This window comes from secondary endosymbiont of Trabutina mannipara, assembly GCF_900090215.1.
In the GTDB taxonomy this organism is placed as follows: domain Bacteria; phylum Pseudomonadota; class Gammaproteobacteria; order Enterobacterales; family Enterobacteriaceae; genus Mikella.
In genome coordinates this window covers 172,385-197,916 of record NZ_LT594522.1, presented here as the reverse complement: position 1 = coordinate 197,916, position 25,532 = coordinate 172,385, and the positions used below count along the sequence as shown (strand labels likewise).

Annotated in this window: 17 protein-coding genes, 6 tRNA genes and 5 pseudogenes; 9 read left to right on the top strand and 19 right to left on the bottom strand. The window is 34.6% G+C overall.

Annotation, left to right across the window (positions count from 1 at the left end):
- Positions 1-6 precede the first annotated feature (6 nt).
- Positions 7-465: an Hsp20 family protein gene (locus TREMTM_RS00990; RefSeq protein WP_083172440.1), complete on the bottom strand. Its 459-nt coding sequence runs from the start codon at positions 463-465 to the stop codon at positions 7-9.
- A gap of 32 nt (positions 466-497) precedes the next feature.
- The gene (ibpA, locus tag TREMTM_RS00985) at positions 498-911 is read right to left on the bottom strand and encodes a small heat shock chaperone IbpA (protein WP_083172438.1); all 414 of its coding nucleotides are present in this window, start codon (positions 909-911) and stop codon (positions 498-500) included.
- A 295-nt stretch (positions 912-1,206) separates the two neighbouring features.
- Here ibpA and rplY point away from each other — a divergent pair, with 295 nt between their 5' ends.
- The 3 genes from rplY to TREMTM_RS00970 all read left to right on the top strand — a co-directional run bounded on the left by rplY (position 1,207) and on the right by TREMTM_RS00970 (position 2,108).
- Positions 1,207-1,482 carry a 50S ribosomal protein L25 gene (gene rplY, locus TREMTM_RS00980; RefSeq protein WP_083172436.1) on the top strand — a complete coding sequence of 92 codons (276 nt, stop codon included), beginning with the start codon at positions 1,207-1,209 and terminating at the stop codon, positions 1,480-1,482.
- Between the two features lie 42 nt (positions 1,483-1,524).
- Positions 1,525-1,598 (top strand) — tRNA-Pro (locus TREMTM_RS00975).
- A 425-nt stretch (positions 1,599-2,023) separates the two neighbouring features.
- A tRNA-Ser gene (locus TREMTM_RS00970) sits at positions 2,024-2,108 on the top strand.
- A 96-nt stretch (positions 2,109-2,204) separates the two neighbouring features.
- Here the strand turns inward: TREMTM_RS00970 and rpmE are convergent.
- Entirely contained in the window at positions 2,205-2,414 is a 210-nt protein-coding gene (gene rpmE, locus TREMTM_RS00965; RefSeq protein WP_083172434.1) for a 50S ribosomal protein L31, read from the bottom strand.
- 110 nt (positions 2,415-2,524) lie between these two features.
- Between rpmE and priA the strand changes: the two genes are divergently transcribed.
- Positions 2,525-4,741 carry a primosomal protein N' gene (priA, locus tag TREMTM_RS00960; protein ID WP_083172432.1) on the top strand — a complete coding sequence of 739 codons (2,217 nt, stop codon included), beginning with the start codon at positions 2,525-2,527 and terminating at the stop codon, positions 4,739-4,741.
- Positions 4,742-4,993: 252 nt separating this feature from the next.
- Here priA and acpS read toward each other — a convergent pair whose 3' ends face one another.
- The 5 genes from acpS to lepA form a co-directional block, all read right to left on the bottom strand.
- Positions 4,994-5,374: a holo-ACP synthase gene (gene acpS, locus TREMTM_RS00955; protein ID WP_083172430.1), complete on the bottom strand. Its 381-nt coding sequence runs from the start codon at positions 5,372-5,374 to the stop codon at positions 4,994-4,996.
- A gap of 153 nt (positions 5,375-5,527) precedes the next feature.
- On the bottom strand, positions 5,528-6,418 hold the full coding sequence (gene era / locus TREMTM_RS00950) for a GTPase Era (RefSeq protein WP_083172428.1): 891 nt from the start codon (positions 6,416-6,418) through the stop codon (positions 5,528-5,530).
- Positions 6,415-7,095 carry a ribonuclease III gene (rnc, locus tag TREMTM_RS00945; RefSeq protein ID WP_083172426.1) on the bottom strand — a complete coding sequence of 227 codons (681 nt, stop codon included), beginning with the start codon at positions 7,093-7,095 and terminating at the stop codon, positions 6,415-6,417. Before rnc ends, era begins: the two co-directional genes overlap by 4 nt.
- Positions 7,096-7,215: 120 nt before the next feature.
- The gene (lepB, locus tag TREMTM_RS00940; RefSeq protein WP_083172424.1) at positions 7,216-8,196 is read right to left on the bottom strand and encodes a signal peptidase I; all 981 of its coding nucleotides are present in this window, start codon (positions 8,194-8,196) and stop codon (positions 7,216-7,218) included.
- 18 nt (positions 8,197-8,214) lie between these two features.
- Positions 8,215-10,014 carry a translation elongation factor 4 gene (lepA, locus tag TREMTM_RS00935; RefSeq protein WP_083172422.1) on the bottom strand — a complete coding sequence of 600 codons (1,800 nt, stop codon included), beginning with the start codon at positions 10,012-10,014 and terminating at the stop codon, positions 8,215-8,217.
- A 454-nt stretch (positions 10,015-10,468) separates the two neighbouring features.
- Between lepA and TREMTM_RS01635 the strand changes: the two are divergent.
- From TREMTM_RS01635 to glnS, 3 genes and pseudogenes are all read left to right on the top strand, one after another.
- Positions 10,469-10,531 (top strand): annotated as a pseudogene (locus TREMTM_RS01635) (hypothetical protein); the annotation flags it as partial.
- 66 nt (positions 10,532-10,597) lie between these two features.
- Positions 10,598-11,896, top strand: coding sequence for a phosphopyruvate hydratase (eno, locus tag TREMTM_RS00930; RefSeq protein WP_083172420.1), 1,299 nt, complete (start codon positions 10,598-10,600; stop codon positions 11,894-11,896).
- 221 nt (positions 11,897-12,117) lie between these two features.
- Positions 12,118-13,809, top strand: coding sequence for a glutamine--tRNA ligase (glnS, locus tag TREMTM_RS00925; protein ID WP_083172418.1), 1,692 nt, complete (start codon positions 12,118-12,120; stop codon positions 13,807-13,809).
- A 25-nt stretch (positions 13,810-13,834) separates the two neighbouring features.
- On the opposite strand, the pseudogene TREMTM_RS00920 reads toward glnS, so the two are convergent.
- Positions 13,835-14,257 (bottom strand): annotated as a pseudogene (locus TREMTM_RS00920) (flavodoxin domain-containing protein).
- Between the two features lie 192 nt (positions 14,258-14,449).
- Between TREMTM_RS00920 and TREMTM_RS00915 the strand changes: the two are divergent.
- Positions 14,450-15,193, top strand: a complete 744-nt coding sequence (locus TREMTM_RS00915; RefSeq protein ID WP_083172416.1) for a DUF481 domain-containing protein — start codon at positions 14,450-14,452, stop codon at positions 15,191-15,193.
- Between the two features lie 57 nt (positions 15,194-15,250).
- Here the strand turns inward: TREMTM_RS00915 and TREMTM_RS00910 are convergent.
- From TREMTM_RS00910 to gyrA, 10 genes and pseudogenes are all read right to left on the bottom strand, one after another.
- Positions 15,251-15,829, bottom strand: a pseudogene (locus TREMTM_RS00910) (hypothetical protein).
- A 240-nt stretch (positions 15,830-16,069) separates the two neighbouring features.
- Positions 16,070-16,299, bottom strand: a pseudogene (locus TREMTM_RS01630) (lipoyl(octanoyl) transferase LipB); the annotation flags it as partial.
- Positions 16,300-16,555: 256 nt separating this feature from the next.
- On the bottom strand, positions 16,556-17,608 hold the full coding sequence (gene holA, locus TREMTM_RS00905; RefSeq protein ID WP_083172414.1) for a DNA polymerase III subunit delta: 1,053 nt from the start codon (positions 17,606-17,608) through the stop codon (positions 16,556-16,558).
- A gap of 92 nt (positions 17,609-17,700) precedes the next feature.
- Positions 17,701-20,280, bottom strand: a complete 2,580-nt coding sequence (gene leuS, locus TREMTM_RS00900) for a leucine--tRNA ligase (RefSeq protein ID WP_083172412.1) — start codon at positions 20,278-20,280, stop codon at positions 17,701-17,703.
- 327 nt (positions 20,281-20,607) lie between these two features.
- The gene (ybeY, locus tag TREMTM_RS00895; protein ID WP_083172410.1) at positions 20,608-21,069 is read right to left on the bottom strand and encodes an rRNA maturation RNase YbeY; all 462 of its coding nucleotides are present in this window, start codon (positions 21,067-21,069) and stop codon (positions 20,608-20,610) included.
- A 105-nt stretch (positions 21,070-21,174) separates the two neighbouring features.
- A tRNA-Gln gene (locus TREMTM_RS00890) sits at positions 21,175-21,246 on the bottom strand.
- A 10-nt stretch (positions 21,247-21,256) separates the two neighbouring features.
- A tRNA-Met gene (locus tag TREMTM_RS00885) sits at positions 21,257-21,330 on the bottom strand.
- 80 nt (positions 21,331-21,410) lie between these two features.
- Positions 21,411-21,482, bottom strand: a tRNA-Gln gene (locus TREMTM_RS00880).
- A 42-nt stretch (positions 21,483-21,524) separates the two neighbouring features.
- Positions 21,525-21,609, bottom strand: a tRNA-Leu gene (locus tag TREMTM_RS00875).
- A gap of 140 nt (positions 21,610-21,749) precedes the next feature.
- Positions 21,750-24,260: pseudogene (gene gyrA / locus TREMTM_RS00870) on the bottom strand (DNA topoisomerase (ATP-hydrolyzing) subunit A); the annotation flags it as partial.
- Positions 24,261-24,560: 300 nt separating this feature from the next.
- On the opposite strand from gyrA, the gene truA reads away from it, so the two are divergent.
- A complete protein-coding gene (gene truA, locus TREMTM_RS00865; RefSeq protein WP_083172406.1) occupies positions 24,561-25,340 on the top strand; it encodes a tRNA pseudouridine(38-40) synthase TruA in 780 nt (259 codons plus the stop codon).
- The last annotated feature ends 192 nt before the right edge of the window (positions 25,341-25,532 follow it).

The window sequence follows — 25,532 nt, the reverse complement described above, 5'->3', positions numbered from 1 at the left end:
TAAATTTTATTTTTTATTTAAAATTCGATCTTGAAGTCCCGAATAGTAGTTATTATTACCACTAATAGCAATATGTCGTGGCTGCATTGATTCTGGAATATGAAGTTCAAGTTCAATTTTAAGTAACCCATAATTAAAGTTAGCTTGTTTAACTGTCATATGCTCAGCTAGGGTAAAACTAAGCGAGAATTCCTTACAAACCAGACCTTGATGTAAATAATGTGTCTCTTTTATATCTAATACAGGTTTACCTTTAATGGTTAGACGCGGTCCTTCTAATTCAATCGATAGTCCTTCTTGTTTAAAGCCAGCAAGTGCTAGGGTAATACTATAATTTTTATCATCTTTTTTTTCAATGTTGTATGGAGGATAACCTATATCCTCAAGATCATCTTGTATATTATTAGCTAGCTTATCAAAACCGATCCACTGATTAAATAATGGAGAAAGCTTGTAATTAAGCATATTATTAACTCCTTTTTTTAAAAAAAATAAACTTAGTTTATCTCAATGCGGCGCGGCTTTAATGTTTCTGGCATAATTCGTTCTAAATCAATAAAAAGCAAACCATTTACTAAATGCGCCCCTTTTATTTGTATAAATTCAGATAACTGAAATTTACGTTCAAAATTACAATCTTCTATGCTTTGATATAAATAATTATTTTGGTTATTTTCGCTAGTGTGAACACCTTTTATTGTCATAATATTGTCATGAGCGGTAATATCAAGTTCTTTTTCAGCAAAACCTGCAACTGCAATAGAAACACGATACTTATTTTCGCTAACCAATTCAACATTATAAGGAGGATAGCTGTTGCTGCCCTTATTTTGGCTTGCTTCTAGCAGATTAACTAGACGATCGAAACCTATTGCTGATCGATACAGCGGTGAAAAATCAAAATTACGCATAGCTTAAAACCTCCAAAAATTCAGCAGAGGGTTTAATAACCTTCTTTTTTTAAACTTCTTTTTTTTATTTAAGATCATTAAGTAAAAGATCATTAAGTAAATAACTAAGATACTAGTTATTATTCTAGTTATTATTCATATAGTAATATTACCGTATTTTTTCAAGTGATAATTAATAAAAATTATCTGCAATTGCATTGTCATTACAGTAAAAAACAGGAAAATATAATAACATAGTGCAAATAAAATATGCTATTTTATTTGCAATTACTTCATCAAATAGGTTTGAATATATATGTTAACTATAAACGCTGAAATTCGTAAATATAAAGGTAAAAGTGCAAGCCGCCGCCTGCGGTTCTTAAATAAAATTCCTGCTATAATTTATGGAAAATTTAAACAACCTCTGGCTATAGAGGTAGATCATGATGTTGTGTTAAACAACAAAATGCATGGTAATACTTTAATTATAATTATTAATGGTAAAGAAGAAAGTATAGTAAAATTAAAATCAATGCAATATCATCCTTTTAAACCCAAGGTTACCCATATTGACTTCATTAATGCTTAAAAATTTATTAATTAATTTTTTTATGATATAACTTTATACATACGGCATGTAGCGCAGCTTGGTAGCGCACCGTCATGGGGTGTCGGGGGTCAGAGGTTCAAATCCTCTCATGCCGATTAATATATTTAACTTAATATATTTAACTATAGTTAATAACTACAGACAATTTACTTTGCTTTGTTTGTTGCCTTTTGAGGACCATTTAACCATAAGCTTTAGCAAATGCTTCTAATAGAAGAGATGTAAATAGAAAAATAAATAAATAACATCAGTACTTATTTCGGTTCCGTTAACATCCATAGGTACTACTATTTTGTTTATTTTGTTACATCTTTCCCAATGGAATAGTCCGTAGAAAAAGTACCTAAATCAAAAATAGGAATAATTAATTGCAGTACTTGTATACACTGTGAATATACAAGGTGAAGAAGATTGCTATTTATAATTGTAATATTCATATTGTAATAAAAACATCAGTGCAGTAAAATACTAACATAACAAATTTTTGGCGTTTATTTTTAAATTTTAAAATTTATCCTTAGGAGGAGTGACCGAGTGGTTGAAGGTACCGGTCTTGAAAACCGGCGACGTGCAAACGTTCTAGAGTTCAAATCTCTACTCCTCCGCAGCTTTTAAAAGCGACGTTTGAGTAAACCTATTCTGGTATTATCAGACCCGAACATCATTAGTTGAAAAACTGTTTTTCTTTTTTATAAGAAGAACTAATTTTTGGGTATATGAAAACGTTTATTAAAACGATTAACACGACCTCCGGTATCAACAACACGTTGTTTACCAGTATAAAATGGATGGCAAACGCCGCATACATCAAGGTTTATATTGTGTCCAATAGTAGAATTAATACTAATGACATTACCGCAAGAACATGTTGCAATAATTTCTACGTATTTAGGATGTATATTTTTTTGCATAAAAAACCTCTTTAAGACTGTATATACTTAGTTTATCATAAAGATTACCGCAGCAGTATACGCGCGCTTTATTTAAAACTCAATGTTAATGTTTATGATATTATATATATATGCTAATTGTAAACGTTGCATTACCTATGCCAATAGATCGAACATTTTATTATCTTTTACCGGATAATGTTGCTCCTGTGGTGGGGGGGAGAGTACGGGTTCCTTTTGGTCAACGTAAGGTTATTGGTATCGTCATCTCTATTATAGAGTACAGTGAAAAACTAACTGTAGATAAAGATAAGTTAAAATATATCAGCGAAGTAATTGATAATCATTCACTATTTTCGAAGAGCCTCTGGCGTATACTAAATTGGGCTATTAGATATTATCATTATCCTACTGGCATAGTACTATTCCATGCCTTACCAATATTGTTACGTAAGGGAAAACCAGCTGAAATAGCACCGCTATGGCAGTGGTTTGCCACAGAAAAAGGACACAGTACTATTCCCGAAAGCCTAAAGTTAGTACCAAAACAGCAACAAGCACTATTAATTCTAATGCAGGGTCCTGTGTATTGTAATCAAGTAAAAAATTTACAGCTAATAAATCCTACACTGAAAGCATTACGTAATAAAGGATTATGCGATATGCGGCTACATAAAGTAAATTATTCATGCGAATGGAGATCCCAATTTTGCATTAAAAATAAATTGCTGCATTGTAGTTTGACTACAGAACAAGCTTTAGCTGTCGACTCAATACGTAGCGAGGATGATAGGTTTTCCGTATGGTTATTAGCTGGAGTTACCGGTTCTGGTAAGACCGAAGTTTATCTAAACGTATTAGAACATATCCTTGCAAAGGGTAAACAGGCGCTAGTACTGGTTCCAGAAATTAATTTAACGCCACAAACTATTGTACTTTTTCGCAATCGTTTTAATGCGCCAGTAGAGGTACTGCACTCAGAACTTAATGCAAATGAAAGACTAAATGTTTGGCTAAAAGCCAAACAAGGTGAATGTGCTATAGTTATTGGAACTCGTTCTGCACTTTTTACCTCGTTTGCACAGTTAGGTATGATAATAATAGACGAAGAGCACGATATTTCCTATAAACAACACGAAGGTTGGCGTTATCATGCCAGAGATTTAGCAGTTTTTCTTGCCAAAGAAGAAAATATACCAATAGTTCTTGGTACAGCTACTCCATCTCTTGAAACTCTATACAATGTACAGCAAAAAAAATACCGACAGCTCACACTAAGCAAACGTGCAGGTAAAGCTAAGCCTACAGAACAACAATTGCTGGATATAAAAGGTTTGCCGTTGATGCATGGTTTATCTGCACCATTATTAGACAAAATGCGAGAACATTTACAAGTTGATAATCAGGTTATGTTGTTTCTCAATAGGAGAGGATTTGCGCCAGCTATGTTATGTCATGAATGTGGATGGAGCGCAGAATGTAAACGCTGCGATCACTCTTATACGCTACATCAGCAACAGCGTAAGTTGCTTTGTCACTACTGTAATAGCAAACGTACTCTGCCGCATCAATGCTCAAAATGTGGTTCTACTCAGTTAATTACCATTGGTTGGGGTACTGAACAGTTAGAGACAACATTGAAAAATATCTTTCCTGAAGTACCAGTAACGCGCATTGATCGCGATACTACAAAACGTAAAGGTACGTTAGAAAATTATCTAGCAAAAGTACAGCACGGTGGAGCTCAAATTCTAATAGGAACTAAGATGCTAGCTACAGGACATCATTTTCCTGATGTCACGCTTGTATCGCTGTTAGACGTAGATGGCGCGTTATTTTCCAGCGATTTCCGTGCCCCAGAACATTTTGCCCAACTTTATACTCAAGTTGCCGGACGTGCCGGGAGAGCTGAAAAGTTTGGAGAAGTTTTATTACAGACCCACCATCCTGAGCATCCACTATTACAAACATTACTACAACATAATGGTTATATGGACTATGCTAAGAAAACACTAAAGGAACGTAGTCAAGCTGGACTACCTCCATTTACAAATCATATTTTATTTCGTGCTAACGATCATGATAATCGACAAGCGGGGCTATTTCTAGATCAACTAAGACAGTTGTTAGAATCTAGTACGCTACGTGATAATAGTTTATGGATAATTGGACCCATACCTGCATTAGTACCTAAGCGCGGAGGACGTTTTCGCTGGAAGTTGCTATTATCACATCCGTTGCGTCCTCAGTTGCAGCGATTAATTACAGAAAGTTTACCCATAATAAACACTCTATCTCAAGCAAGCAAGGTTAAATGGTCTCTAGACGTAGATCCAATAGACTGTTGAATTTACATATTTATATTTATTGTCATTTAATTGTGTTATGCTAATAAATTTAGCGCTTTTTTAGAAAAGCGCGCTGTAATTCTAATTACAATTTTAATACGACATTTTCAGCGATATTATTTGAAGTATAAAAATCGATGATAGGTACCTATTGATGTTAGTAAATTATAGCTTGCGATACTTATGGTATATAGAAATTTTAAGATTATTTATATATGAGGCTAATTTTAGCTACTGAAAATGCTCTTGTTGTTATCGTTCAAAAATAACTGTAGCACAAGCATAACGCCTTTCATCTGTCAACGTAACGTACATGCCAGTAATACTTAATCTTCTAGCAATTTCATCAGCTTTAGCAAACAACTTTAACGAAGGTTTACCTTTCTTGTCATTGTATATTTCAAATTGAGAAAAAGTTAGTCCATTACGGATACCAGTACCTAGTGCCTTTGATGCTGCTTCTTTTACTGCAAAACGTTTAGCTAGAAAGCGTACTGGACGATTATGCTGATGATATTGTATCAACTCATTGGAACTAAGAACTCTGCGTGCTAACTGATCTCCATTGCGAAAGACAACTGCTTCAATGCGTTTAATATCAACAATATCAGTTCCAATGCCAATAATTGCCATTAGTAGCAGCACATTATTGTAGAATGATAAATTTCTGATATTTTACATTTTTTATGTAGGACACTAATGTCCATAATGACAATTATAGCTGGGAGAAGAATATTTCTTTTTTGCATGTGCGCTAGTGTGTATAATATTTTTATAAATTTATAATTAGTTATAACCAAGACTACGCAGAGTAAATTGATTATCAGTCCATCCTGATTTAACTTTTACCCAAAGTTTTAGATTTACCTTAGTATCTAATCTAAATTCTAGTTCTTTTTTAGATTTAACGCTGATAATTTTAATTTTGCTTCCTTTATTACCTATAACTATTTTCTTTTGGCTAATTCTCTCTACAAAAATAATTCCATGTATATCATATACTCCTATATCGTTATATTGAAATTTTTCAATTTCTACTGTAATGGAATAAGGCAGCTCCTTTTCTAGAAAATTTATCAAAATTTCTCTTATGATCTCCGATGCTCTAAATCTTTTAGATCTATCGGTAATATAATTTTTAGGAAAATAGTATATTGATTCTGGCAGCAACTTGCGAACGATATTTGCTAATATATTGATATTCATACCATTTTTAGAGCTTATAGGCACAATATCATGAAAATGTATTTTTTTACTACTAAGCAACTTAATATGAGGTAATAAATGCTTTTTGTTAATGATATTATCTATTTTATTTATTGCTAAAATTATAGGACAGCTAATATGCTGCAGTTTATTAATTACAATTTCATCGTCTACCATCCATTTTGTACCTTCAACAACAAAAATAACAATTTCTACGTCACTAATAGAACTAGTAGCAACACGATTCATTAAAAAGTTAATTTCTTTTTTTTCTTTAATATGTATACCTGGTGTATCTAAATAGATTGTTTGATAAGGATCTACGGTATTAATACCCATAATCTTGTAACGGGTTGTTTGGGGTTTGCTTGATGTAATGGAAATTTTTTGTTTTAATAATTTATTCAATAATGTTGATTTACCAACATTAGATCGGCCTACGATAGCTACAAACCCACAATACTTCTTCATTCTATATTTAGAATTTTAAGTGCTTGTTTTGCTGCATTATGTTCAGCTTTACGACGGCTTAATCCATTACCTATTACAGGCTGTGCTAATCCACTGACCTTGCAATGTATAATAAAATCTAGATCTGGAGTATTGCAAGGTCCTTGTACCATCATATAGATAGGCAACGGTAAATGACGTCTTTGAAGATATTCCTGCAACCTTGTCTTTGAATCTTTTTGTGTATCAACTGTACTTATTTTAGTTAATCGTGTATTATACAATTTAAGTATAATTTTTTCAACAGTTTGAATATCACTATCTAAAAATACGCTGCCAAACAATGCTTCTACTGTATTAGCCAATATTGATTCACGGTAGAAACCGCCACTTTTTAGCTCTCCAGGACCAAGAATTAAACAATTACCTATATTAAATTCTTTCGCTATTTCTGTGAGCGTATTCCCGCGTACCAACGTAGCTCGCATACGGCTCATATTTCCTTCATCTGCGTAAGGAAAACGCTGATAAATAGCATGAGCGATAACATAATTTAATATAGAATCTCCTAAAAATTCTAACCGTTCATTGTGATTAATATTAGCGCTACGGTGTGTTAATGCTTTAAATAAAAGTTCGTGTTTTTGAAAAAAATAACCAATTTTTTTCTGTAGACTATTTAGTAATTTAAGATCCATGTGTTATTAATTACTCAATGTTACGTAAAAATTGAAAAATTATATAAAATGATAGATTAATTTATGTTGCTAAACAATCTTTTATTTTAAAATAAACAATCTTTTATTTTAAAAATTAATTTAATTAATACTGCCAATACGATTAAAGCGTATGATTGGCGGCCATTGTTCTTTCTGTATATCAAAACTAATCAAAATAGCAGTTGCTTTACCAACTATATTTTTTTCTGGTACGAATCCCCAATAACGACTATCTGCGCTATTATCCCTGTTATCGCCCATCATAAAATATTCACCTGGCGGCACAACCCATTTTGCTATAGAGCAGCCATTATGCTGATAATAATTAATTAATTGATCTTTAGATCCTGGTAATATCAAAATATTATATACTAAGCTGCCTAATGATTCTTTATTTTGCATTAGGCGAATACCTCCTTTATTAATATTATTATTAATAGGAACCTGATTATTTATAGGAACCTGCATAATAAGGCTATTAATCTTTTTATTTAAATCAAATATCTGTACAAAATCGCTATAAGTGATTTTGCTATAAGCAATCGGTAACGAAGGTACAAATTTTTGTTCCTTTAAATTGCCGAAAGGATGGACTTTCAATTGCTTGTTAACAGAATCATAGATGATAAGATCACCAGGTAATCCTACAACTCGTTTAATATAATTAATTTTGGGATCGATTGGATATTTAAAAACTACAACATCTCCGCGTTTCGGAGAAAAAAATTTAATTAGCGTTTTCTGTGTAATCGGGTTTTTAATTCCATAATAGAATTTTTCTACAAAAATAAAATCACCTAATAATAGCGTTGGCATCATCGATCCTGAAGAAATTTGAAATGGTTCAAAAATAAATGAGCGGACTAAGAATACTACTAATAATACAGGAAAAAACAACGTGCAAGTATTTCTCAAGTCTACATTTATTAGATTATTATCTGATGTTTTTTTTGCAAAAAAAATACGTTGTTGCTTGCTGGTATTAGTACAGCGGAACGGCAATAGCTTCGTTAAAAACCAAATAATTCCGGTGATAAGTGTAGTAATTGCTAAAAATAGTGAAAATGTATCGTTCGTCATACAATCTTCTCAAAAATCTTATTTGTTTTTTTTACCTATTTGCAAAAATGCTAGAAATACTTCTTTTGGAAGCTTAACGTTACCTACATGCTTCATGCGCTTTTTACCTTCTTTCTGCTTTTGCAATAGCTTTTTTTTACGACTAACATCTCCGCCATAGCATTTTGCAATCACGTTTTTACGCATTTGTTTAATTGTGGAACTAGCAATAATATTTTTTCCAATTGCTGCCTGAATTTTAATATCAAACTGCTGACGAGGAATCATCTTTTTAAGCTGATCAACAAATTCGTTGCCACGGTATAGTATATTATTACGATGAATAATTAAGGATAACGCATCTACTCTTTGACCATTAATTAATATATCTATTCGCACCATATCTGAGGTTTGGAAACGCTTAAATCCATATTCTAGAGATGCATAGCCACTAGATGTAGCTTTTATCCTGTCAAAAAAATCGAACACCACTTCGTTCATAGGAATATCATAAGTCAGCGCTACATTATTACCATAATATACCATATTAATCTGCACGCCTCGCTTTTCTATACATAGATTGATAATTCTACCCAAATAATTATTCGGTAGCAGCATATGACATTCAGCAATAGGCTCACGAATTTCAGCAATATTGTTCATAGTTGGTAGTTTAGACGGACTATCAACGTATATCTTCTTATTATCAGTTGTGAGCACTTCATAAATTACTGTAGGGGCAGTAGTGATGATATCAAGATCGTATTCGCGCTTTAGCCGCTCCTTAATAATTTCCATATGAAGAAGACCAAGAAAACCGCAGCGAAATCCAAATCCAAGCGCAGTAGAATTTTCAGGTTCATAAAACAGCGAAGCATCATTTAGGCTTAGTTTACTGAGAGCATCACGAAACAATTCATAGTCTTCAGAACTCATCGGAAACAATCCAGTGTATACTTGAGGCTTTACTTTTTTAAATCCTGGCAATACCTTATCTGCAGGTTGATGCGCAAAAGTTAAGGTGTCTCCAACTGGAGCGCCGTGGATATCTTTAATAGCGCAAACCAGCCAACCTACTTCTCCGCAATTAAGTACAGCTAATTCAATACGTTTAGGTGTAAAAACACCAATACTTGCTACGCAGTAAATTTTACAGGTACTCATTACTTTTATTTTATCGCCTTTACGTAGAGTACCATTTTTAATACGTACTAGCGATACAACACCTAAATAATTATCAAACCAGGAATCGATAATTAGCGCCTGTAGAGATATTGAGGGATCTCCTTTAGGAGGAGGGATATCACGTACCACCCTTTCAAGTACATCAAATACACCTAATCCTGTTTTTGCAGAACAGCGTACTGCATCAGTTGCGTCAATACCGATGATATCTTCTATTTCATGAGCAACGAGATCTGGATTAGCAAAAGGTAAATCTATTTTATTCAACACCGGAACTACTTCTAAATTCATTTCTAGCGCGGTATAGCAATTAGCAAGTGTCTGTGCTTCAACACCTTGTCCTGCATCTACTAATAGTAGAGCTCCTTCACATGCTGCCAGAGAACGGGAAACTTCATATAAAAAGTCTACATGTCCCGGAGTATCAATAAAATTTAATTGATAATACTGACCGTTAAGCGCTTTATAGTTGAGCATTACACTTCTGGATTTAATAGTAATGCCGCGCTCACGCTCTAATTCCATAGGATATAGCACTTTATCGTCCATTTGATATTTACTTAAACCACCACATATTTTTATAAAACAATCAGATAAAGTTGACTTACCATGGTCTATATGAGCGATAATAGAGAAATTGCGTATATTTTTCATTTATTTTTCATTAATTATCTTTTTTTATCTTCTACTTTTTTTTCTTATTCATAAGCCGTTATAAAACTACACTTAATAAAACTACACTTATAGTAAGTTCTGTTAATTATATAATAATACCTGCATAATTTACTATTAATGTAGCTTCTTTTTAAGAAGCTAGGCTAGTATGCAAAATAACCTTGCCTTAACAGCGTACTTACTGGTACTAACCAAAAAAAATTGAACAAATATGTTTTGGTGTAATTAATTAAATATAGCAGTATTATAAGATACAACCACAGCAATTGATTGCAAATGTGCTAACCATGTAATGGTATGTAAAATTTTTTGGCTTACATACAAATATTGTTTCTCATTTTAGAGATTAAAAAATTTGCTAAAAAATCGTAATAGGCTTCTAAGAAAAAATATAAGGAATAATACAACCATGTCATAAAATTTGTGCAATGACATGGATCCGATCGAAACACGCGACTGGCTACAAGCGACCGAATCGGTTATCCGTATTTATGGACAATAAAATACATAAGTGAAAATTATATACTGAAAACAGAATAAAATTTTAAATAAGGAAATCTAAATGTCTAGAATCACCAAAATCATTGGACGTGAAATTATTGACTCTAGAGGAAATCCTACTGTAGAAGTAGAAGTGCACCTAAATGGTGGTTTTGTTGGTCTTGCTGCGGCACCATCTGGAGCCTCAACAGGATCTCGTGAAGCGCTAGAGCTACGTGATGGAAATATGTCCCGTTTTTTAGGTAAAGGCGTCACCAAAGCAGTTGATGCAGTAAATGGTCCTCTAGCTAATGCTCTTCTTGGCAAAAACGCTAGAGATCAGGTTATATTGGATAAAACTATGATTGACATGGACGGAACAGAAAATAAATCTAAATTTGGCTCCAACGCTATTATTGCTGTATCACTGGCTGCAGCAAAAGCTGCTGCAGTATCAAAAAGGATGCCTTTATATGAGCATATAGCGGATATAAATGGTACTCAAGGTAAATTTTCAATGCCGTTACCTATGATTAATATTATCAACGGCGGTAAACATGCCGATAATAACATCGATATCCAAGAATTCATGATTCAGCCGGTAGGAGCCAAAAATATTAAAGAAGCGGTTCGTATGGGATCTGAAGTATTTCAAAATCTTGCTAAAGTGCTTAAAAGCAAAGGCATGAATACCGCTGTAGGTGATGAAGGAGGTTATGCTCCTAACCTAGAATCAAATGCAGCAGCGCTAGCAATTATAAAGGAATCTGTAGACAAATCTGGTTATGTTTTAGGTAAAGATATAACTCTAGCTATAGACTGCGCCGCTTCTGAATTTTTTGAAGAATATACCGGAAATTATAATCTAAAAGGAGAAGGTAAAATTTTTACTTCTAAGGAATTCACTCATTATCTGGAAGACTTGACTAAACAGTATCCTATAGTTTCTATTGAAGATGGTATGAGTGAATCAGACTGGAATGGATTTGCTTACCAAACTAAAATACTAGGGGGTAAAATTCAATTAGTGGGTGATGATCTATTTGTGACTAACACTAAAATTCTAAAAGATGGTATTGATAAAGGTATCGCTAACTCTATTTTGATTAACTTTAATCAAAGTGGGTCACTTACAGAAACATTAGCGGCCATACAGATGGCTAAAGATGCCGGTTATACCACAGTAATTTCTCATCGTTCTGGAGAAACAGAAGACGCAACTATCGCTGATTTAGCTGTAGGAACTTCTGCTGGTCAGATAAAAACAGGTTCAATGAGTCGTTCCGATAGAGTTGCTAAATACAATCAGCTTCTTCGTATCGAAGAAGCACTTAATGGTAACGCATCTTTTAACTTTTTAAGTAAAATAAAAAAAAGTTAGTCTAAAAACAGATACTAATTTAAATTGGTAGCTTCTTACATAAAGATTTTTATGTATAATTGCATAATATAGAAAATTTTTAGCTAAAAAACATATTTTAATTATTTAAGATGTCTATCTCCGTTACCACGGTACCAATGGATGGGATTTAACCTTTTACACGCTGCTTATTGTGCTGTGCAGTAATATTTAACATGAAGTGAGGAATATTAACAATTATCATGAGTAATGATAGGGATAATAATACCAATACCTGTACAACGAATTTTATTCGTAAAATTATAGACGAAGATTTAGCTTCTGGTAAGCAGAAATCGGTGTATACCCGTTTTCCTCCTGAGCCAAATGGTTATTTACATATTGGACATGCCAAATCTATTTGCCTCAATTTCGGTATTGCCCATGATTATAGAGGAAAATGCAATCTACGTTTCGACGATACAAATCCGGTTAAAGAACATTTAGAATATATTAAATCTATAAAGTACGATGTACAGTGGCTGGGTTTTAAATGGAGCGGAAAAATTCGTTATTCATCTGATTATTTCGATAGAATATATGAATATGCACTAGAGTTAATTAGCAAAGGACTAGCATATGTAGACCAATTATCGCCAGAAGAAATTCACGATTATCGCGGTACTTTGACGCTACCTGGTAAAAATAGCCCTTACCGTAATCAAACAATAGAAGAAAACTTATCCCTATTCGTAAAAATGCGCAATGGAGAATTTGAAGAAGGAAAAGCATGCCTTAGGGCTATTATCGATATGGCATCACCATTTATGGTAATGCGAGATCCTGTGTTATATAGAATAAAATTCGTTAATCACCATCATACCGGTGATAAGTGGTGCATTTATCCAATGTATGACTTTACTCATTGTATATCTGATGCGATAGAAGGTATTACCCATTCTTTATGCACGCTAGAATTTCAGGATAATCGTCGATTATATGACTGGATTCTAGATAATATTACAATTGACGTCCATCCCAGGCAGTATGAATTTTCTCGTCTTAATATAGAGTATACTATTCTTTCTAAGCGTAAGCTTAATTTGTTAGTAATGAAAAAAATTGTTGATGGTTGGGATGATCCACGTATGCCGACACTTTCAGGTTTTCGCCGTCGTGGCTATACAGCGGCATCTATTCGTGAATTTTGTCACCGTATTAATATAACGAAGAAAGACAATAATGTTGAAATAGCCACGCTTGAATCTTGTATTCGCGAAGAACTAAATAATAACGCACCGCGTGCTATGGCTATAATTAATCCTGTACGGGTAATTATTGAAAGTCTCCCATTAGAATATGAACAAAATATTGTAATGCCAAACCATCCAAATAGGCCGGAAATGGGAAATCGTCAGGTCGCGTTTAGCAGGGAAATTTATATTGATCAAGCAGATTTTCGTGAAGAAAATAATAATAAACAATACAAGCGTTTAGTACTTGGTAAAGAAGTGCGCCTGCGCTATTCTTATGTAATTAAAGCTGAACGTGTAGAAAAAAATTTTCAAGGGAAAATTACAACTATTTTTTGTTGCCATGATCCCTCTACTTTTAATAAAAATCCTGGTAATAACCGTAAGGTAAAAGGTGTAATCCATTGGGTATCTGCAACCCGTAGCCTCGCTGCAGAGTTTCGTCTTTATAACAGATTATTTAATAATGTTAATCCAACCACAGCAGAAGATTTTATCTCAACGTTGAATCCTGATTCACTGGTAATTCGCTATGGTTTTGTAGAATCCGGTATATTAGCAGCCGACATAGGTAAACCATTTCAGTTTGAACGAGAAGGATATTTTTACGCCGATAGCCGCTATTTTAGTCATTACTATCCAGTATTCAATAGAACAGTCAAACTTCGTGACACTTTAAAAGTTGAAAGTACTTTAAAATAGAATTTTACTTCTTATAAGCAGAAAATTAAGTTGCCTTCATGGTAAAGAACGGACAGCAAAATTTTTTTTCTAAATTCATCTCTATACAAACATTTTTTACCCAAATTTTAACGCGCTCAGCGGTGAAGGCTGCCTGTTCTCATCAATAGACCTCATCAGCAAGATAATATTTCGTAAAGTACCCGCGTCGCAGAAATACTATGCATAATTTTCTTGATCGCCACAGCAGAACAAAGCAACAAGCTTCCCGCTAAAATCGATATTTTCTAATGTAGGAAAAATCATCCCAATCGCACTGGGCTACCAAGTTGGTATACCTCGATTATATTGTTCTATATCTTCCTTGCTACTATTAATAATATCAAAAGCAACATCTGTACTCAGTTGCTTCTGAATCATTTTAGCAATATTTTCAGCCAGTATCACTACCAAAAACTACATTTGCCATTTAAAAACCTCATGAAATATACATTTCAATAAAATTGAATTAATATATATTTTACCTATTATAAAATACACCGTATAAAAATAAAATGTCCCGTATATTTTAGTAGAATATGCTGTACATAACTGATAAAGTTACAGCATTGGTTAGGTTTGGCTAAAAAAAATTATTTTTTGCAAATTTAATAGGTATTATATGCTACGTAAAAAAAAATATAAGGTATTTTTTTCATTAATAACTTTTAATATGCTACTATTAGCTAGTTTTACGGTATTTGCAAATACCAATTATCAAAAAAATATTGAGGGTAATGTTCAGACCATTTACAACTGGCAGAGCAGCAATAGCAGTAATATACGCAACTCTTATCTTGCAGCTAGTACTCGCATAACCTGGTTTCAACAGCCAAAGTCTTTTATATCCTGGAAAAAAGAATATCACAATTTTTATGATAACCATCTACTTTTTAAAAAATGTCATGATATTGCTTTTTCTAAAAAAATAATACTGCAAAAATTTTTTTTTGCCAATGGCAGTTGGTTAAGCGATCGATATAACGGTTATAGATCACTGGATACGCTCGTTGCTGGTTGCGGGTTTCAGATATTAACTGGACCCAGTTACACTATCCGTATGGAAGCAGGTCCTGGCATTAACTACAATGAATATCAAAATGGAGAAAATACAACTAAAGCAATAGGCTACGCTGCTGTTTCTTATAGCTATAAGTTAACCAAAAATGCTAATTTTCTTCAGGGATTGTCAATATTCGCTAATAATAACACGACGTTTAATTCTGAAACTGGGCTAAATATCGATATCAATGAACATTTTTCTCTTAAAGTAGCCTACAATGTTATATGTAATAAAGAACAACCTGAAGCATCCCAAAATACTAATACTCGCACTTCAGTATCTCTTATTTATAAAATGCAATGATTAACTATCTATATCTCTCAAAGAGAGGTAAATTAGATGCAATAAAAAATAATATTTTTAGGATGAACAAAAAAAAGGACCACAAGATACATGAGTGAAACCCATTGCCAACGCTTTTTTTTAAATTCATAATTTCAGTTTCTGTTTCTCCTAATCCTAACATCAATCCAGATTTTGTTTGTATGTTCGGATGAACTTCTTTAAAACTTTCAAGCAGTTTTAGTGAACGTTGATAGTCGGCTCCAGGACGAACCTGACGATAAAGGCGCTGTACATTTTCTCAATTGTGGTTAAAAATATTAGGATGTGTAGCGTTGATTATATCTAATGCTAATTCCATACACGAAAATCTGGAACCAAAGCATCGATCGATGTTAATTAAAGGATGGCAGTCTGGTGCAGATTGTACCAAGAATCCTAAAGGTAGCAGTGCCGTAAGCATTCTGCCCTCTTGGGGCAAGAGGCTTCGCATACTGAGTGCAAATTATTTTTACGCATGAGAGCCTGAATACGGTTTGAGTCCACAGGAAGTTTAATTTTTATCCAAGATGGCTTTTTTAAAATTTCCTGATTTTCTAAATTTTTATTTTTTTCTTTAGTATAACCATATTTACCGTATTTTATTTTTAACCGTATTTTATTTTTATTGGTTTTATCATAAAAGTATAAGTCCATAATTAAATTTTTTATTTTAATTAATTTTTTTTACTGATATCAGCTATTTATATCTCGTATATTCTAGCATACGTAAGCATTCATCAAGTAATATAGGTATCCCGCCAGAAACAATATCGTTCATATACAGTCCCAGAATATCAGCATGGTTTAATACGCAGAAAAGGTGATAAATTCATCGCTACGATGTAAAGTACATCATTTTCTGATACGTAAACCTATAGAACAAATTTTTTGTTTACCAACGTAAACACAGCATTAGCGCGGTGGCTACCGTTTGCTCCAACAGAGTAATTATATCGCGTACTATACTAACTACGACGTCGCAAATCAAGTAGGACATACAGGCAATGACCTGAATGAAGCAAATGATTTGCATTACCTGCATGTCCTTGAGTAAATTCTGGAAGATTTTGTAACCATATTTCGTCGGCACTAACTGTGATCTGTGCATTGCTACCCACACACGCTTATCAACATGAACATAATTATTATCCTAGTACCGTACCTGAAGATATCTATTTCAGTTTCAGCTTCTTATATTTACTCAATATTTGAATATAGGGAATGATAATTACCTTTACGGCTAGTTTTAAAGGTAAACTTTTTAAGTTTATAGGTGCGTATTTTAAAAAAATTTTGCATATATTTTAATTTTTAATGTAACTCATTTTGGAGGCAGTTACTTCAAATTTTGATTTGAAATCTGGATATAGATCCAGAGAACATAGCTTCAGGCATCAATTTACTGCATAATATCAGTATTAATGCATTAAAATCAGACCAAACATAGTCTTTATAATCCTGCTTGATCGCTATTTCTATTTTCGCAGCTAGCGCTATCGCATTTCTTAGCTGTAGCATAGTAAGACGTTCTACTGCTTGATTCAGCAGTAACTTTCTTTTAGACCATAGTTTCAGCATGTCTCTAGAAGAGGCAGCAGTGTGTCGTTTAAGCATTAATAATAGCATAATTTCACGCTGGATACTACGCAGTAGTATTATAATCGTATTATCAGTTGCTTCAAGTTGTAACTGCTGCAGAATATGTATAGCGCGTTTGCTTTTACCTGCCAAGACAGCATCTACTAAATTAAATATAGTAAAGTGCGAAGAGTCATTCACAGTTATTTCAACACGTGGAAACGTAATATTTCTGTCAGGATAAATAAGACAAAGCATTTCTAATACTTGTACCAGTGCTGGTAAATTTCCCTCATAGCAATAGCATAAAAGTTGACAAGCTGCATTATCTAGCTTTAGCTTCATGCTGTTAGCACGTTTCATTACCCATTGTGGCAGTTGCGTTTGTTCAGGAGTCATACAAATTACCAACACCGCAATTGATTTAAGTTCCTTGAACCAGGCGCTCTTTTCTAAGGTGCTTGTTATATTGGTACCGCGTATAATAAGTAGCAAATCGTCATGTAGCAGTGACGAAAGATGTAGCAAATTATCTCCCATGTCTGATTTAATGCTTTCTTCTGGAAGAAGAAGCAGTAAAACCTGACGTCTAGAAAATAGACTGCGCTCCTTGCACAAACTGAAGATAGAATACCAATCAGTATGAGCGTCTAACATGATACTAAAATATTCATCGAACTGTTGCTTTCTTGCTATTTTACATATTAGATCCTGGCTTTCTTGCAAGAGTAGCGGTTCATTACCGAACAGCAAATAACAGGTACTTAATGATTTACTTAATTGCAAATTCAACTGCTCAGCATACAAACGTATTATAGCACTGCTCGCTTCTTAAAATAAAATTAAAATAAAATTCATCTTATCATTAGCATTTTAGTATTCTGCGCCTATCCTGGCATCGCATACATTTAACCTACGACAAGATTAAGTAGTTTACCTGGTATATAAATCACCTTATGAACATTTTTACCGTAGATAGATTTGGCTACCATATATTCCGCACGATCACGTACTAGAGTTTCGTCTGCATCTGCAGGTAGAATAATTCTCCCCCGAAACTTGCCGTTAACCTGAATGACTATAAGTTTAGCATCTTCAACTATAGCTGCTTCGTCCGCTACCGGCCATTGCGCGTTATCAATATCCCCTTCACCTCCTAGTGATTGCCAAATCATAAAGCACGTATGAGGTATAAAAGGATAAAGCATTCGCACTACTGCCATTAGGGATTCATGCATAAGGGCATGATCCTGCTCAGTATGCTGGTCTACATGTATTAACTTATTTATCAGTTCCATAATGGCGGCAATTGCGGTGTTAAATGTCTGACGACGACCAATATCATCAGTAACTTTAGCTATAGTTTTATGTACTTCACGACGCAGTGCTTTTTGATCTTTATTTAAGGACATAATATTTAAATCTTCTACCGATGATCCCCTCTGCTTATGTTCATAAGCTAGTTTCCAGAAGCGTTTGATGAATCTGTTAGATCCTTCAATGCCTGATTTATGCCATTCCAGCGTCATTTCTGCTGGAGATGCAAACATCATAAAAAGTCGTACGGTGTCAGCACCGTATTTTTCAACTATTTCCTGGGGGTTAATACCATTATTTTTTGATTTAGACATTTTACTCATGCCTGCATATACTAGATCGCGTCCTGAAACATCTGTTGCTTTTATTATGCGTCCTTTATTATCACGCTCGATGCTTATCTCTAGAGGCGATACCCATATTCGTTCACCGTTTGCAGTAATATAATAGAATGCATCTGCCAAAACCATACCCTGACAAAGCAGTCGCTTAGCTGGCTCATCAGAAATAACTATACCTGCATCACGCAGTAGCTTATGATAAAAACGAAAATACATTAAATGCATGACAGCGTGTTCAATACCACCAATATATTGATCTACAGGTAGCCAATATTTGGCAGCAGTATAATCTAGCATACCGCTTTTATAACTAGGGCATGTATAGCGAGCATAATACCAGGAAGATTCCATGAATGTATCAAAGGTATCTGTTTCACGCAGAGCAGGTTTGCCATGGTAAGTAGTCCTAAACCAACTAGGATCCTCTTTTAAAGGATTAGAAATTCCGTCTATCATAACGTATTCTGGTAGTATAACTGGCAGTTGATCTTCAGGAGTTGGCACTACAGTACCGTTTTCAAGTGTCATCATAGGGATAGGTGCACCCCAGTAACGTTGTCTTGAAACCACCCAGTCGTGCAATCGATAGTTTATCTTGCGCTTACCAATGCCGCGCGCCACCAATGCATCAGCAATTGCTCTAGATCCTGATTTAAAGTCTAGACCATCGAATTCTCCAGAATTAAAAAGTACGCCTTTTAGGGTCATTGCCTTGAGACTGATATCTGGTTTGCTTCCGTCAGCATTTAGAATAACTGGCTTAATAGGTAAACTATATTTACGTGCAAATTCAAAGTCGCGTTGATCGTGCCCTGGCACTGCCATGATAGCGCTAGTGCCGTAATCCATTAATACAAAATTAGCGACCCATACTGGTAATATCTCTCCATTAAACGGATGCATAACGTACAATCCAGTAGCCATTCCTTTTTTTTCCATCTTAGCAACGTCTACTTCCAACACGGTTGTAGTACGGCATTTATGGATAAAATCGGCTAATGCCGAATTAGCTGTTGCTGCCTGCAACGATAGATGATGGTCAGCAGCTATAGCGATATAGGTAACTCCCATAAAAGTATCTTTTCTGGTAGTATAGATCGTTAGCTTATCTTCGCTATCAACTACCTGAAATGTAATCTCTATACCTTCTGAACGACCTATCCAGTTGCGTTGCATAGTTTTAACTTGCTCGAACCAACCATCTAACTTATCTAAATCTTGTAATAATTCATCTGCATAATCAGTAATTTTTATAAACCACTGTGGTATTTCCTTACGTTCAACCTGGGTATCGCAACGCCAGCAGCAACCTTCAATAACTTGTTCATTAGCAAGTACTGTCTTATCTTGTGGACACCAGTTAACTGCAGCATTTTTTTTATATACTAGACCTTTTTTATATAGATAGATAAAAAACCATTGTTCCCAGCGGTAATATTCTGGGCTACATGTAGTTATCTCACGGCTCCAATCATAACCGAAACCTAGCAATTTTAGCTGTTTTTTCATATTATTGATATTAGCGTAGGTCCACCGCGACGGTGCCATATTATTTTTTACTGCAGCAATTTCAGCAGGTAGGCCGAAGGCATCCCACCCTATGGGATGCAAAACGTTTTTACCTAACATGCGCTGATATCTAGCTATTACATCGCCGATAGTATAGTTACGCACATGCCCCATATGCAAGCAGCCAGAAGGATATGGAAGCATAGATAGACAGTAATATTTTTCTTTTACAGGATCTTCGGTAACCATAAAAGTATTATTTTTATGCCAGTATTGTTGTACAGTTGATTCTATTTCTTCTGGACGATAAATTTCTTGCATGAAAGATAGTATTTATTCCTTAAATAACTGAAATACAGTAACTCTAAACAGTAAATCTAAAAAATAGAAAAAAACATATACGTTGCGAATTTAACTTTATTTTTAACACCTATATTATACCATTTTTTCATATATTGAACAATAATAATATTATCAGTACTACAAAAACATCATCCAATTTGACACCGTACCCGAAAGGTCCTAACATCCGGATCCTAGTAGGGATCATACATAATTTAAAGACCATATACTTGACAATAGGCGATAAAGAAAATCTAAGAAATTTTTTAGATAGAGGCAAGAAAGTAGAGTAAAAATTACAGATTTTTATCTTCCTAAATAAGGATCTGGGTAACCAAATTTTTGCATTATTTCTGTCTCTAATGATTCCATCACTAGCGCTTCATTTTCTAGAAGATGATTATATCCTAGTAGATGTAGAGAACCATGAATAACTATATGTGCCCAATGCGCTTTTATTGCTTTTTTTTGTTTTTGCGCTTCACGTTTAACTATCTGGCTGCAGATAACTAAATCCCCTAAAAAATGGAGGTTTACTTTTGACGTAGATTCAAATTTAAAAGATAGAATGTTTGTGGGCCTATTTTTGCCACGGTAGGTCATGTTTAGTTTATGAATTTCATCTTCATTTACTAACCGTATAGTAACCTCATAGTAGTCTCTAAAAAGCAACAACGCGCCCTTTAACCAACGTATAAAATCTCTTTTTTCTGGTATACCGCTGGCATTATCACAGGCAAGCTGAAAGTTAAGTATAACTTGGCTCATAATTATAGTGTCCACATTATGATTATGCTTACTTTTTATTATTAGTAAGCACTTAAAATTTTCATAAAAATAATTAACTTTTTTAAAATCATAATTATGATATTACTGGGGTACCAGGATTCGAACCTGGGAATCCCGGAATCAGAATCCGGTGCCTTACCTCTTGGCTATACCCCAAAAAATATGTTGGCTACGACGGGAATCGAACCTGTGACCCCAGCATTATGAGTGCTGTGCTCTAACCAACTGAGCTACGTAGCCGCGTCTTATTCATAGCTCTTAAGATCTAGCTCTTAAGAGCTAGCTAATTTCAGTATTTTTGTGCATGCAGAAAATAATAGCTGGGGTACCAGGATTCGAACCTGGGCGTAGCGGGATCAAAACCCGATGCCTTACCACTTGGCTATACCCCATTATTAGCTCTAATAACAGCTATACTAACTTAAATAAAATGATGGTGCGGGAGGCGAGATTTGAACTCGCATACCTTGCAGCGCCAGAACCTAAATCTGGTGCGTCTACCAATTTCGCCACTCCCGCAAAAAGTAAATAGACTTATAGTTAAGTAATGATATTACATAATATATCATTATGCCTAGTTGACTAACTTCAGTCAACAATTTTGGGGTCAATATGTTGTGTTATTTGCTGTTTATTTAGCTGTTTATTTAATTTTTCTAAGCGATAGGCTGTAGCCCCACTACATGCTGATTTTTATCCATCCTGATAAGAATCACACCCTTTGTTTTGCGGCCTACGATGCTCACCTCTGATACCCTAGTGCGTACTAAAGTACCGTAGTCCGTGATAATCATAATATGATTGCAGTCATCAACTTGCACAGCTCCTACTACTTCACCATTACGTTTACTAACCTTAATAGAGATAACCCCATAGGTAGCGCGAGACTTAGTAGGATACTCTTCTTGTGCTGTGCGTTTTCCGTAGCCATACTGTGTAACTGTTAGTATTGATTTTTTTTCTCTCGGCACGATAAGAGACACAACTCTGTCACGTTCTATCAAATGGATACCACGAATACCAGTTGCTGTTCGTCCCATGCTACGCACTTGATTTTCAGGAAAACGAACTACTTTACCATAAGCGGTAAATAACATAATATCGTTATTACCGTCTGTTATATCTACACCGATCAGTTTATCTCCATCATTTAGATTAATAGCAATAATGCCTGAGCTACGTGGTCGACTAAAATCAATAATGGCAGTTTTTTTAACAGTGCCGCTAGCTGTTGCCATAAAAACATAATGTCCTTCTTCGTATTTGCGCACTGGTAAAATAGCAGTAATACGTTCGTTGGAATCCAAAGGTAAAAGGTTAATTATAGGGCGTCCGCGTGATCCGCTACTAGCTTCTGGTAACTGATAAACTTTCATCCAGTACATTCGTCCATAACTGGAGAATAATAGGATAGTATCGTGGGTATTTGCTACCAACAGGCGATCAATAAAATCATCTTCTTTAATACTTGCAGCTGATTTTCCTTTACCGCCACGTCGCTGTGCTTCATAATCAGTAATAGGTTGATACTTAATGTATCCATGATAAGATAAAGTTACTACTACATCTTCCTTGTTTATTAGATTATCAACATTAATATCATAGTTATTATCGATTATTTTGGTACGTCGTGTATCTTTATATTGCTCTTTTATAGAGAGAAATTCTTCTCGTATTACTTCCATTAGTCGGTCTGAATTATGTATAATTAGATTTAGTTCTGCTATTTTATTAATAAGTTCATTGTATTCATTAATCAGCTTTTTATATTCTAGACTTGTTAATTTTTGCAATCTAAGAGCCAAAATGGCTTCTGATTGCTGCTCTGTTAAGTAATAGAGACCGTCGTACTGCAGCTCCATCCAAGCTGCTTTTTCTATATCAGCGCCTGCACTCTTTAAAATTGAGTGGACAATATTATGCGACCATGAGTGTGCCATAAGTACACCTTTTGCTTCTAATGGCGTCGTAGTACTGCGAATAAGCTCTATAATAGGATCGATATCCGTAATTACTAGTACTAGAGCTTCTAGAAGATGAGCACGATCGCGAGCTTTACGTAGTTCAAAAATTGTACGTCGAGTAACTACTTCGCGACGGTGACGTATAAATGCGGATAAAATGTCCTTAAGAGATAGTATCTTTGGTTGCCGTTTATGCAGTGCTACCATATTAATACCGAACGATATCTGCAACTGGGTAAGTGAGTAGAGATTGTGGAGCACTATTTCTCCTACAGCATCTCGTTTAATTTTAATAACGATACGCATACCGTCTTTATCTGATTCATCACATAAACCACTTATTCCCTCAACGCGCTTTTCTTTTACTAGATCAGCGATATTCTTAATCAGGCGTGCTTTATTTACCTGATAGGGAATTTCATGCACAATAATGTTTTCACGTCCGTTATTACAATTAGTTTCTATCTCGGTACGAGCGCGAATATATATTTTACCGCGACCGGTTCTGTAAGCTTCTTCTATACCGCGTTTACCGTTAATAATAGCTGCAGTAGGAAAATCGGGACCTTGGATATGTTCCATTAGTTCTTCAACGCTGAGATTCTCATTATCCATGTAAGCTATACAGCCGTCGACAACTTCTGCTAAATTATGCGGAGGAATATTAGTAGCCATCCCTACTGCGATGCCAGAAGAACCATTAACAAGTAAGTTAAGGATTCTAGTGGGCATAACATCTGGAATTTGTTCAGTGTTATCATAGTTAGGCACGTAATCTACTGTTTCTTTTTCAAGATCGGCTAAAAATTCGTGGGCTATTTTTGTAAGGCGCACTTCTGTATAGCGCATCGCTGCTGCAGAGTCACCGTCAACGGAACCAAAATTTCCCTGACCATCAACTAACATATAACGCAATGAGAACGACTGTGCCATACGCACTATAGTGTCATAAACTGCAGTATCTCCATGAGGATGATATTTTCCAATAACATCGCCGACAACTCGTGCTGATTTTTTATAAGGTTTATTCCAATCATTACCGAGTACACTCATAGCAAAAAGTACTCTACGATGTACTGGTTTAAGTCCATCACGCACATCAGGTAATGCACGTCCTATTATTACGGACATAGCATAATCTAAATAAGAACGTTTCAGCTCTTCTTCAATATTTACTGGTGTAATTTTTTTTGTAATGTCATTCATTTATTCGTTATCTTGTAGCTGTATTTTAAAGTATAAAAGTATACCATATTCATCAATGTATGTTAAAATTAGTAATAAAATAATCTTCTTATGTAGCCCATTAAGCCACTTAGGCGACAAAATATTTATTAGATAAATTCTAATATTTTTAATTTAGTGCCATACTAATTTTGCCCAGTACAAAACACAATTTATAAAAATTGCTAAAAATAGCATCAAGTTATTGATAATAACAACTTGTAACCTAACCTTAAAGGTGTTAATAGTTGATACTATAATTAGTTAAATTGAAATAATACTATGAAGCTAGTGCTCGGAATTGAATATAACGGTAGTGCGTATTACGGCTGGCAACGTCAAAAAAAAGTACATAACGTGCAGACATGTCTTGAACGTGCAATTTCAAATGTTGCTAACGAACTTGTCACTGTTTACTGTGCAGGACGTACAGATACAGGTGTACATGCTACAGGGCAGGTTGTACATTTTGAAACTAAAGTCTGTAGGTCAGACGCCGCTTGGACCTTCGGTGTTAATGCAAATTTACCTGATGATATTGCTGTTCGTTGGGTGACACAGGTCGCTGATAATTTTCATGCACGTTTTAGCGCAACTTCTAGACGCTACCGTTATATTATTTATAACTATCGCCTACGTACAGCGTTACTTGCACGTAGAATAACCTGTTATTATCATCATCTTGATGCCCCATCTATGGCACGCGCGGGGCAGTTTTTGATTGGTGAACATGATTTCACTTCTTTTAGTACTAAAGAATGCCAGTCTCGTAGTTCCTGGCGCAATGTGCACCATTTATATGTAAATAGATATGGGCAATATATCATATTTGATATTAAAGCTAATGCTTTTCTTCATCATATGGTTCGTAATATTGTAGGTAGCTTGCTAGAGGTGGGATGTGGAAAAAAACATGAAAGTTGGATATCAGAACTTATTACATGCCGTGACAAAACACAGGCAGGCGCTACTAGTAAAGCGGAAGGTCTTTACCTGATAGAAGTAGATTATCCATCACATTTCAATTTACCGAAATCTTCTGATGGACCTTTATTCTTTTAATTTATTATTTTCGATTATATATGTAGTTATTTTTTATCAAGTGTCTAGCTTAGTTGTGGTAACAAAATATTAGAAAAAAATTCTGCAAGTAGCATCTATAGTATTCTACTATAGTATTCTATAGTATATAGTACGATTCTGTACTGACTTATGTATTGTCATCGCAAACGCTGTCTCATGCTACGAGATCTA